Genomic DNA, 11,828 nt, shown 5'->3' on the forward strand with positions numbered 1-11,828 from the left:
GTGTTAAATTAGAATAATTTAAGAATGACAATGCCAACAAAGACTAATATTGCGCCAATTAATCGTCTCGTTGTAATTTTAAATTTAGGTGTATTAAATAAACCGAAATGATCAATTAAAATGCCCATTAACATTTGTCCAAATATAACGACCATTAATGTAAGTGCTGCACCGAGTTCAGGCATAAGTAATATGTTCGTCGTAACAAATACAACACCTAATGCACCACCAATAAAGTAAATCGGTTTAATCGTACCTTGTTCAGGTTGATGGAAGCTAAAACGAATTCTACGAACAAGAATAAGTGAAAGAAAGAATAAAGCGATTGTCCCAACAGCAAATGAAATAAGTGCAGAAAAATAAAATGAATCTACTTCATATCTGAGTGCACTATTAATAGCTGTTTGAATAGGGGGAAGACAACCAGTCATAATACCGAGTATCATCCAATAGTTTGTATGATTAGATTGTGTTGTAATGACACGTGATGATTTCTTTTTATAATTCATTAATAATATACCCAGTAACATCAGAATTACACCAGAAATTCTTCCGATATTGATTGTATGAATGTCAGCATCAAATAATCCAAATTGGTCGATGATCAGTCCCATAATGATTTGACCAGAAACTGTCATCACGACTGTTAATGCTGCGCCTATTCTTGGAAGTAACAATAAATTACCTGTTAAAAAGACGACGCCTAATAGACCACCTGTAAACCAAACGTATGAAAAGTCTTGATTCATTATAAATGAAGGTGTTAATTTTTGTGGATTCATAATAGTATTCAAAATGATTAACACAATGGTTCCAATTAAGAATGAATAAAATGATGCGAGTATGGGTGATTTCGTGTAACTACCAAGTTTCGTATTAATAGATGTTTGTAATGGTACACATAACCCTGCTAAAATGCCTAGAATAATTAATAAAATCAATCTTCATAACCCCTTTTTTCTATATCTACAGCTTCTTGATAATAAATCTTTTGTTCATTTTCTGGCACCATATTACCGCCTGTTGACCAAACGAGGTGCGTGGCATTTTCAGAATCATAATTTAAATCATGAATATATTTCAAACCTTGGAAACCTGAAGTGGCTGAAGGTTCTATAAAGATATTTTCATGATCTTTTAAAGATTTTAAATAAAGATAAAGTTGATGGTCATTCACAGTACATGAACCAAACAATAGTGAAGTCATAATGTTTCCGACTAATTTCGAAGGGCGACTGACTGCTAAACCATCTGCAATTGTTTTTCCGGATAAACCTATATCTTGAACGGAAATTTGATCATGTAACTGTGTAATCATGCCTAAAGTCATACAAGGTGCTTCAGTAGGTTCGATAAAGATAGGATGTACATGATCTCCATAAATGAGTTTTAATCCAAATGCGACACCACCAGGACCACCGCCGACGCCACATGGTAAATAGACGTATAACGGATGCTCTTTATCTACATGAATATTTAAATCTTTCAATTGATGTTTAAGTCTTAGCGCACTAACTGCATATCCTAAAAATAAATCTTTAGATGCTTCATCATCAACAAAGTGGCAATATGGATCATCTGCTGCAACTTTACGACCTTCTTTTACAGCATAACCATAATCTTGAACATGTTCTACGACTTCGACTCCTTTAGAACGGAGAAGGTCTTTTTTCCATGTCTTAGCATCTTGAGACATATGAACTGTTACTTTGAAACCTAATTTGGCACTCATAATACCGATGCTTAATCCTAAATTACCAGTAGAACCAACAGCAATTCTGTATTTAGAGAAAATAGATTGATATTGTTCAGTAGCAAGTAGGCGGTAATCACTATTAATCGTAAAATCAGTTTCTTTCATTGCCGTTTCCTCAGCAAACTTTAGCACTTCATAAATGCCACCACGTGCTTTAATAGAACCAGAAATAGGTAAAGCGTGGTCACCTTTAAGTAATAAACGGCCATTTAAATGGCTGAATCGTGCTCTTTTGAAATGATCTAATGAAAAAATTTGAGATTCAATTTTTCCATTATTTTGTTTCGTTTCAGGAAAGACTTCTTCAATATACGGGGCAAAACGTGCCAATCTTTGTTCAGCATCTAATACATCATCCATTGAAAATGGTAAGTCAGTAGTCGCTAAATAGTCAGGGTTTTTCCAGAATATTTCTTCTCCACGTTTAATATTAGAAATAATAGGATACGTATCTTCTAATGATTTTATGTCTATAGACATGAATAATCTCTCCTTTTTAAAATAAGATGTAATACAATAGTACAACTGTTTCAATATTATAGATAGATTGTGATTATAAAAAATATATGATTATTTGTATTCTTTAACAATAATAGGAGGTTTGGTAGTTTTTGGGATTCCAAGAACGGCATGTATGTAGTGGGTGAGTTAATTACAAAAGTCGGCGGAAGTGTAACTAAGGGGGCCGTTAATTACAAAACCCGACCAAACTGTAACTAAAAAGCCCGCTATCTTCACATAACACTCAACTTACTCAAAAAAAAGACTTCCGACGTAATATCGGAAGTCTACATAGTCTACATTTTATGATGTATATAAATCTCTTGTAGGTGTTGGGATTCTGCTTGGGTCTGCATGTTTAATAATTGCACGTACATATAATGAAGCGACAATTAGAAATACAACTGATCCGCCAATTACAGATGTTTGATATGGTAATGATAATCCTTCAGGTGCGTATAACACATACACGCTTATTGCAGCTGTCATGAATAACGCTGGTATTCCGGCTACTAAATGTTTCTTTCCATATCTTAATAAGTAACTTACACTTACCCACAACATAACGGTTGCGACGATTTGATTTGAGAATCCTACATACCTCCATAAGAATGAATAATCAATTGTTGATAGTAAGAAAGCAGGTAATCCTACAGCAAAGCTTGCTGCGATCATTAAGACTTTTGGTTTAATTTTTACTTTATCTCTCATGAAATCTTCTATAATCATTCTTGAACTTCTAAGTGCTGTATCACCAGTTGTAATAGGTAGGATGATGACACCAAGTAGTGCAAGGATGCTACCAAATGGTCCTAATAGTTCAATTGAGATTTGGTCAACTACACCAGCTGGACCGATAGATTGTAATTTTGCGGCTAATCCTTCGGTACCACCGAAGAATGTCATACCAGCTGCTGCCCAAATTAATGCAATAATACCTTCAGAAATCATTGCGCCATAAAAGACTTTTCTACCTTCTGATTCATTCTTAACTGTTCTTGAAATGATTGGACTTTGCGTACAATGGAAACCTGAAATTGCACCACAAGATATTGTAACCATAAGTAATGGCCAAACAGGTAGTTCTTTAGGGTGCATATTATGAATTGTAATTTCAGGGATATGCTTACCACTGAATAATAAAGCAACGGCTACACTAACTGCCATAACGATTAAGATAAAACCGAATATTGGATAAATACGACCAATAATTTTATTGATAGGAAGAATAGCTGCTAGTATAAAATATGTAAAAATTATAACTAATGCTACGAAGAACGATATAGGTGTCTTGCTTGATAATAATTGAGCTGGACCAGCAACAAATGCAGCTGCAACGAGCACCATCAAGACCACAGAAACTACATCTGTAAACACTCTAATAACCTTACCTAAATAATGTTGTACAAGCATAGGGAACTGTGCACCGCCATGTCTCAAACTTAACATGCCTGAGAAGTAGTCATGTACACCTCCAGCGACGATACATCCTACAACAATCCAGATAAATGCTACTGGTCCATATAAAGCACCAGCTACTGCACCAAAAATCGGCCCCAATCCAGCTATGTTGAGCAGCTGAATCATCCATCCTTTCCAAGCAGGCATAGGTACAAAATCCATATTATCTTGTTTACTATACGCAGGTGTTTGTTTATCCGGATGAATCTCGAATACACGTTCAACATATTTACCGTAAAAGATATACCCCAAAATTAAAATAATAATACTAGAAATAAATGTAACCATTGTAAAACCTTCTTTCAAACTAAGAATATTCATAGATTAGCAAATATTTGACAGTGTATCAATAATATTTTTGAAATTTCTGAAAATTCATTAATATAGCAACTATAACAATTATTTGCAATTGTAAAATTACAAAATTATAATCAAAAGTAAGCCGTTTCATTTAATAATGAATTTATTTGGCTTTTTTGGGCATAATTTCATAGAGGGGGTAATCAATATGCAAGAACATCAGGTTATAACAATTGATGGTAAAGATTTTCTTGTAGAAGAGGGCATGAGGCTATTAGATTTTATTAAAGCTGAAAAGTTATCCTTTGTGCCGTCTATATGCTACAACGAATCTTTAGGACCAATTGAAACGTGTGACTCATGTGTCGTCGAAGTTAATGGGCAACTTCAACGAGCATGTAGTACGATGATTGAGAATGGCATGGTTGTGAATACGCAACTTGAATCCGTGAAATCAGCTCAGAAACAAGCATTGGACAGAGTGCTTGAACACCATGAATTATATTGTACAGTTTGTGATTATAATAATGGCAATTGCGAAATTCATAATACAATGGGTGAATTTGGTTTAGAACATCAATCTAATCCATTTCAATCTAAAGGTTATGAAAAAGATTTTGGGGCATTTTATAGATATGATCCGGATCAATGTATTTTATGTGGAAGATGTGTAGAGGTATGTCAAGATGTACAAGTGAACGAAACATTGACGATTGATTGGGAAAGAAAACAACCTAGAGTTATTTGGGACAATGATCGTGCGATTGATGAATCAAGTTGTGTGAATTGTGGACAATGTGTAACGGTATGTCCATGTAATGCTTTGATGGAAAATAACATGCTAGGTAATGCAGGCTATATGACTGATCAAGAACCTGGCTTATTACGTTCGATGATTGAACTAACTAAAAAAGCTGAAACTGGGTATGGACCTCTATTTGCGATTTCTGATTCAGAAGCGGCGATGAGAGAAGATGTTATTAAGAAGACTAAGACAGTATGTACATACTGTGGTGTAGGTTGTTCTTTTGATGTTTGGACAAAAGATAGAGAAATATTAAGAGTGTTACCACATGAAGATTCTCCAGCAAATCATATTTCTACGTGTGTAAAAGGGAAATTTGCTTGGGATTATGTGAATTCTGAAGATAGATTAACTAAGCCTTTGGTTAGAAAAGAAGGCTATTTCCAAGAAGTTGAATGGGATGAAGCTTTGAGAGTGATTAGTACTCGATTTTCTCAAATTAAAAATCAATATGGTAAAGATGCATTAGCGTTTATTTCATCTTCTAAATGTACGAATGAAGAATCTTATTTAATGCAGAAATTAGCGAGACAAGTTATCGGAACGCATAATGTCGATAATTGTTCTAGATATTGTCAATCACCAGCTACTCAAGGATTGTTTAGAACAGTGGGTTACGGTGGCGATTCAGGTTCAATTGAAGATTTAGAAAAAGCTAAAATGGTCATTACTATTGGTACAAACACAGCTGAAGCACATCCTGTTATAGCGAGTAGAATTAAACGTGCACATAAATTATTAGGACAAAAATTATATGTATTTGATATTAGAAAACATGAGATGGCTGAACGTGCAGATAAATTTTATCAACCAAATCCTGGTACAGATTTAGTTTGGCTATCAACTGTAACAAAATATATTATCGACCAAAATTGGCACGATGAAGCTTTTATCAATAAATGGGTTAATGATTTTGATAGTTATTATGACAGTCTTAAAACATTTACGTTAGACTATGCAGAAAGTCTAACGGGCATTAGTCAAACAGAACTCAAACATATTGCCAAACAAGTTGCAGAAACTGAATCTCTATCCATCTGTTGGGCTATGGGTGTAACACAACATCGTATCGGTAGTGATACAAGTACAGCCATTTCTAACTTATTGTTAGTAACAGGTAATTATATGAGACCTGGCACAGGTGCTTATCCTTTAAGAGGTCACAACAATGTTCAAGGATGTAGTGATATGGGCAGTATGCCAAACACATTCCCAGGATATCAAGATGTGTCTGATGATGAAGTGAGACATAAATTTGAACAAGCTTGGCAAGTTTCGCTCGATTCAGAAAGAGGTTTGGACAACCATCAGATGATAGATAGTATACATGAAGGGACATTACACTCACTTTATATTAAAGGTGAAGATACAGGTGTTGTAGATGCTAATATTAATTATGTCAGATCAGCATTTGAGAAAATTGATTTCTTAGTCGTTCAAGATTTATTTTTATCAAAAACAGCCGAATTTGCGGATGTTGTATTACCTGCATCTCCTTCATTAGAAAAAGATGGTACATTTACAAATACTGAAAGACGTGTTCAAAGAATCAATAAAGCATTAGACACGCTTGGGGATTCTAAACCAGACTGGGAAATCATTCAATTAATTGCACAGTCACTTGGCGCAGATTGGGATTATCAACATCCTAGTGAAATATGGTATGAAGCACAATCACTCATGCCTTTAGTTAAAGGTATTACGTATGACCGTTTAGAAGGTTTTGATAGTTTACAATGGCCAATGAATGATGATGGGACTGATACACCAATATTATATACAGAAAGATTTAATTTCCCTGATGGTAAAGCTAGACTTTATCCATTATCATTTAATGTTGAATCTAAAAAGACAAAAGAAATGTCATTACACGTTAATAATGGACGTGTATTAGAACATTTCCATGAAGGTAATATGACTTATCAAGTACCTGGTTTAAAATATAAATTGCCTAGAAACTTCTGTGAAATTTCTAAAGAACTCGCTGAAGAACACGGTATCGATAATGGTGCGAGAGTTAAAGTAACTTCTAAAGTAGGTACAGTAGAAGTGAATGTGCAAGTAACAGACAGAGTAGCAGGTAATAATATTTATATTCCGTTAAATGATCAGGATGAAGGTGCACCTAACTTTGTAACAGATAGTGATGTTGATAAAGATACAAATACACCAGCATATAAAGATAATTATGCGAAGTTAGAAGTTATCACTAAAAAAGGCAAATCACCTATACCTAAACATAATTCGCGGTTTGGTAATAGACAGCCACAGATTAGTGTGAGAGTACAAGACAAGTGGGCGAAATCAAGTTATACATTCCCTAGTAAAGGTGGCGATGCATAATGGGTGAAAGAGTTAAAGTGATTAAGAAAATTCATAAAAGTAGAGAATATATAATTGAAGAAAATATGAATGACATTAAATCACGATTATCAGATCGAAAAATTGCCATTGAAAAAGGAATTGATATACTCGATGCACTGGAAGAAGCGGAAGCGTTAGATGCATTTCACGCAGCCATTGTGCAACGTAAAATCATTACGAAAAATATCGTCAATGAACTGAATAAAGAACAATATGAAGGTATATTAGGAAATCTTGGACAAGTTCTATTTCTATTAGGAGAATTGGATATAGAAGAAACATCTACTTTCGTGAGAAGGATTAATAACGGCATGAAAGTTGCGAATAGGGCTAATCCTTATAAGAAGACTTCTGTAACAGATTTATTAGGCGCACTTAAAGATCCAGAAATTAATCAAAGTGTAACGCTATTATTGAACTTTTTAAAAGGTATGAGTAGAGACGAGTGAGACAGATTTCTGTCTCACTCTTATTTTTGAAAACATTTCGTTGAAATTTAAGAAAATATAAGATAAGTTAAAACAGTAACATTGCTTATACAAATAGAAAAGGTGTGAATATTATTAACTTTTTGAGAGAAAGGTTTTCTTTAATTTTAGGGCTCACAATTATTATTATATTTATTGTTTTATTATTTATTTTTGAGTCTCCTTTTTTTAAAAATCATCAAACACATACTTATGAAGAAGCGCTCGAAATTCAAACGCAAAGTGATGCACCAGCTGTTACACAAAAGGATAATAAATTCGTGTATGCTGATAAAAAAGATATAGATAAATTTATGGATATTGACAAAAGTCAGACAGACTTTCAATTCATAGATATATCTAAAAAAGTAGATGTATCAGAAAAACAAGTTAAAGACATTTTAAAAGATAAAGGCATATTAAAAGGTAAAGAAAAAGCTTTTATAGAAGCCCAAGAAAAATATGATGTCAATATCATCTACTTGATGAGTCATGCTTTTATCGAAACTGGAAATGGTAATTCTGAATTGGCAAGTGGTGTCAAAATGTCCAACGGTAAAACATTCTATAATTTCTATGGGATTGGGGCATTTGATCAAGATGCTGTAGAAACGGGTAGTAGTTATGCGCGTAAGAAAGGTTGGACTTCTCCAGAAAAAGCTATAAATGGAGGCGCAGAATTTATTAAAAAGGACTATCTTAACAATGGGCAAGACACATTATATAAAATGAGATGGAACCCTTATAATCCTGGACAACATCTATATGCAACAGATGTGAATTGGGCAACAAGTATCGGTAAAATTATGGAAGGTTATTATGATGACCATAATTTGAAGAAATCAAAAGTCCATAAAGACTATTACAAATAAAGGTTACCCCTAGTTCAATATTGAACTAGGGGTAAAGATATGTAAGGATTCGTGTTAAAATAAAGTTTATAATCAAATTTTTATTTCAAAGAAAGTAGTGAACAAAATGAAAATTGCTGTAATTGGGGCAGGCATCGGTGGATTAACGACTGCTGGATTACTAAGTCAAACGGGACATGAAGTTTATGTTTATGAACAACGTGGCAATTTAGAACAAGATGGCGCCGGTTTAGGCATTGGAAGTAATGTCCTTAAAGCATTAAAACAATATAAAATGGCATATGCAATTGAGCAAGAAGGCCAACCATTAAGAAAAATAGAAATTAGATCTGATTTAGATGAATTTTTAAATTCATTAATGATGGATCAAGATGAACATAAAAATATTACGATTCATAGAAAAGTGTTACATGAAATCTTAAAAACACATGTACCATCAGATAATATTTATTTAAATCATGAAGTTAAAACGTTTAAACAAACAGCTGACGATGTACGACTTTATTTTACAAATGGTTTAGAAGAACAATTTGATTTAGTAATTGCAGCAGATGGTATGCATTCAAAAGTAAGAACACAACTTTTTCCGAAATCAGCACCTAAGTATGCTGGATACACTTGTTTCAGAGGCATTGTAAATGAGAAGTTAAATATTGAACAAGACGTTACATTAGAATATTGGGGACATAAAGGAAGATTTGGCATAGTTCCTTTAAAAGACAACGAATTATACTGGTTCTGCACAATGAATGCTAAAGAAAATGATTTGCAATTTAAGTCATTTGAGAAACCACATCTTCAAGCATACTTCAATCAATTCCCAGATGAAGTAAGAACCGTATTAGATGCACAAGAAGAAACAGGCATATTACATCATGATATGTATGACCTCGTACCATTGAAATCATTCGTTTCAAATAGAGTTGTTCTATTAGGTGACGCAGCACATGCAACAACACCGAACATGGGACAAGGTGCAGGCCAAGCAATAGAAGACGCCGTAACATTAGTTAATTTAATAAACGATCGAGATATAGAATCAGCATTAAAACGATATGACAAATTAAGAACGAAACATACAAAAAAAGTCATCATAAAATCAAGAAAAATCGGTAAAGCAGCACAATCATCAAGTACTTTAAAAATTAAAATAAGAAATAAAATGCTCAAGCAAAAATCTTCAAAATCACTTAGTAAAAAAGTGAAGTTCTTACAAAAAGCAAAATTAAAATAAGTAAAAACCGCTTAGACACGATGGATGTCTAAGCGGTTTTTGACATTTAATAAGTTAGCTGGTTGTGATAATTACCAGAATTCCGAGCAATGGTAGTAAGAACTGTCTAATTACCAGAATTCTAAGAAGTGGTAGTTAGGATCGTCTAATTAGGGACATTACTCGGAATTCTGTCCCTAAATACTTCACCAACATTACTAATTTTTAATGTGTAATATTTGAAGTTGATATACCTGTTGCTGATTTAACTTGTACTTCTTGGAATTTATCATGTGATTCTGATTTACCTAGGAATGTTCCTAAAAATGCTCCAATAAAGCCTGCTGGTACTGATATGATTGCAGGATTTGATAAAGGGAATATTGGCGACATTGTAATAAATGCTGTTCCTTCTGGATTCATGACATTTGGACTTAATATAACGAGTATAAGTGACACGATTAAGCCGACAGCTATTCCTGTGATGGCACCGTGTGTATTAAATCTCTTCCAAAATATCGTAAATACAATGACTGGTAAATTTGCACTTGCTGCGACACAAAATGCTAATGATACTAAGAATGCTACGTTTAAATTTTGAGCAAATAAGGCTAATATAATGGATACGACTGAAACTGCTAATGAAGCTAATTTTGCTGCTTTCATCTGTTCACGTTCGCTTATTTTACCTTTTTTAATGACTTGCCCGTAAATATCATGGGCGAATGCAGACGCGCCTGTTAATACTAAACCTGCTACTACTGCCAATATCGTAGCAAATGCAACGGCTGAAACAAATGACATTAGGAAATCTCCGCCTAATTTTGCTGCTAATAATGGGGCTGCCATATTACCAGCAGGGTTGGCGCTAATAATTTCTTCACGTGTTAATAATGCTGCTGCGCCAAATCCAAGAAATATCGTTAAAATGTAAAAGATACCGATAATCCATGTTGCCCACATAACAGAAGATCTTGCCGTTTGAGCATCTTTAACTGTAAAGAATCGCATCAATATGTGTGGTAATCCAGCTGTACCAAATAATAACGCAATAATTAATGAGATGTTATCTAACGGTGGTTTACCTTGTGAACCTGGATTAATAAATTCACCTTTGAAATCAGATGACTTAACGTTATGCATTTCACCAAACATCGTAGAAAGGTTGAAGTCAAAATGTAATAACACTAAAAATGAAATAATCACAGTACCAATCATAAGTAATACCGCTTTAACCATTTGTACCCAACTTGTTGCTGTCATACCACCAAATAATACATAAATGGTCATCATAATACCAACTAGAATAACAGCGAGTGTATAAGGTATACCAAATAGTAATTGAATAAGTGCACCTGCACCAACGAGTTGTGCAAGCATATAGAAAATAACTATTGTAATAGAAGAAACTGCAGCCATTGCTCTCACTTTTTTCAATTCAAATCGTGCTGCAATCATATCTGCTAAAGTATATTTACCAAGATTTCTTAACGGCTCAGCTACAATGTATAACACAATAAGATAAGCTGTTAAATAACCGATACTATAGAAAAAACCATCAAACCCCCATAATGCGATGGCACCTGCTATACCTAAAAATGATGCGGCAGATAAATAATCACCTGCAATTGCCAATCCATTTTGCCAACCTGTTAAGCCACCACCAGCAGTGTAGAAGTCATTTGCTGATTGCGTTCTTTTAGATGCAAAATATGTAATAAACAATGTGATCCCGACAAATACTAAAAACATAACGACAACGATGACATTCATAAGTTTTGCTCCTCTCTATATGCTTTTAATAGTTCCTCTGCATCTTTATCAAAAGACTTCGCTTTTCGCATGTACAAAGTGACAAGTGTCCAAACCATAATGAATAATAATAAAGCGTAAATCCATGCCCAAGAGATATTCCAAAATGCAATATTATTCAAGATGTTTGTATAACCAGTCAATACTGGAAATAGGAGCGTTGCAATAATAAAGAATATAGAGATAGGAAATATGAAATTATTTCTTTTTTTCAGAAGTTCTTTAAACTTTGGATCTGCTGCTAAACGCTTGAAATCATGCTCTGCCATACTTATAA

The 11,828-nt window shown here is 33.9% G+C and carries 9 protein-coding genes; 4 read left to right on the forward strand and 5 right to left on the reverse strand.

Annotated elements, in window-relative coordinates:
• Nucleotides 1–8 precede the first annotated feature (8 nt).
• The 3 genes from LQ694_RS04000 to LQ694_RS04010 form a co-directional block, all read right to left on the reverse strand.
• The gene (locus LQ694_RS04000; protein ID WP_196968368.1) at nt 9–941 is read right to left on the reverse strand and encodes a DMT family transporter; all 933 of its coding nucleotides are present in this window, start codon (nt 939–941) and stop codon (nt 9–11) included.
• On the reverse strand, nt 938–2,236 hold the full coding sequence (locus LQ694_RS04005) for a D-serine ammonia-lyase (protein ID WP_065381704.1): 1,299 nt from the start codon (nt 2,234–2,236) through the stop codon (nt 938–940). Before LQ694_RS04005 ends, LQ694_RS04000 begins: the two co-directional genes overlap by 4 nt.
• Nucleotides 2,237–2,560: 324 nt before the next feature.
• Nucleotides 2,561–4,006, reverse strand: coding sequence for a carbon starvation CstA family protein (locus tag LQ694_RS04010; RefSeq protein WP_049319975.1), 1,446 nt, complete (start codon nt 4,004–4,006; stop codon nt 2,561–2,563).
• Nucleotides 4,007–4,226: 220 nt separating this feature from the next.
• Here LQ694_RS04010 and fdhF point away from each other — a divergent pair, with 220 nt between their 5' ends.
• From fdhF to LQ694_RS04030, 4 genes are all read left to right on the forward strand, one after another.
• The gene (fdhF, locus tag LQ694_RS04015; RefSeq protein ID WP_218697203.1) at nt 4,227–7,166 is read left to right on the forward strand and encodes a formate dehydrogenase subunit alpha; all 2,940 of its coding nucleotides are present in this window, start codon (nt 4,227–4,229) and stop codon (nt 7,164–7,166) included.
• On the forward strand, nt 7,166–7,636 hold the full coding sequence (locus LQ694_RS04020; protein ID WP_048541188.1) for a helical membrane plugin domain-containing protein: 471 nt from the start codon (nt 7,166–7,168) through the stop codon (nt 7,634–7,636). The genes fdhF and LQ694_RS04020 overlap by 1 nt, the downstream gene beginning before the upstream one ends.
• Nucleotides 7,637–7,758: 122 nt before the next feature.
• Complete coding sequence (locus LQ694_RS04025) at nt 7,759–8,526, forward strand: N-acetylglucosaminidase (protein ID WP_048541187.1); 768 nt, start codon at nt 7,759–7,761, stop codon at nt 8,524–8,526.
• A gap of 106 nt (nt 8,527–8,632) precedes the next feature.
• The gene (locus tag LQ694_RS04030) at nt 8,633–9,760 is read left to right on the forward strand and encodes an FAD-dependent monooxygenase (RefSeq protein ID WP_196968370.1); all 1,128 of its coding nucleotides are present in this window, start codon (nt 8,633–8,635) and stop codon (nt 9,758–9,760) included.
• A 204-nt stretch (nt 9,761–9,964) separates the two neighbouring features.
• Here the strand turns inward: LQ694_RS04030 and LQ694_RS04035 are convergent, their stop codons facing one another.
• Nucleotides 9,965–11,512, reverse strand: coding sequence for a solute symporter family protein (locus tag LQ694_RS04035; RefSeq protein WP_058611436.1), 1,548 nt, complete (start codon nt 11,510–11,512; stop codon nt 9,965–9,967).
• A complete protein-coding gene (locus LQ694_RS04040) occupies nt 11,509–11,820 on the reverse strand; it encodes a DUF485 domain-containing protein (RefSeq protein ID WP_048541184.1) in 312 nt (103 codons plus the stop codon). The genes LQ694_RS04035 and LQ694_RS04040 overlap by 4 nt, the downstream gene beginning before the upstream one ends.
• Between the last annotated feature and the right edge of the window lie 8 nt (nt 11,821–11,828).

The sequence above is a fragment of the Mammaliicoccus sp. P-M58 genome, from assembly GCF_022386165.1.
GTDB lineage: Bacteria > Bacillota > Bacilli > Staphylococcales > Staphylococcaceae > Mammaliicoccus > Mammaliicoccus sciuri.

Bases quoted from the DNA above. Each gene is read 5' to 3' on its own strand.
- LQ694_RS04035 (WP_058611436.1), bottom strand. From the start codon at position 11,512: ATGAATGTCATCGTTGTCGTTATGTTTTTAGTATTTGTCGGGATCACA.
- fdhF (WP_218697203.1), top strand. From the start codon at position 4,227: ATGCAAGAACATCAGGTTATAACAATTGATGGTAAAGATTTTCTTGTA.
- LQ694_RS04005 (WP_065381704.1), bottom strand. From the start codon at position 2,236: ATGTCTATAGACATAAAATCATTAGAAGATACGTATCCTATTATTTCT.
- LQ694_RS04020 (WP_048541188.1), top strand. From the start codon at position 7,166: ATGGGTGAAAGAGTTAAAGTGATTAAGAAAATTCATAAAAGTAGAGAA.
- LQ694_RS04040 (WP_048541184.1), bottom strand. From the start codon at position 11,820: ATGGCAGAGCATGATTTCAAGCGTTTAGCAGCAGATCCAAAGTTTAAA.
- LQ694_RS04030 (WP_196968370.1), top strand. From the start codon at position 8,633: ATGAAAATTGCTGTAATTGGGGCAGGCATCGGTGGATTAACGACTGCT.
- LQ694_RS04010 (WP_049319975.1), bottom strand. From the start codon at position 4,006: ATGGTTACATTTATTTCTAGTATTATTATTTTAATTTTGGGGTATATC.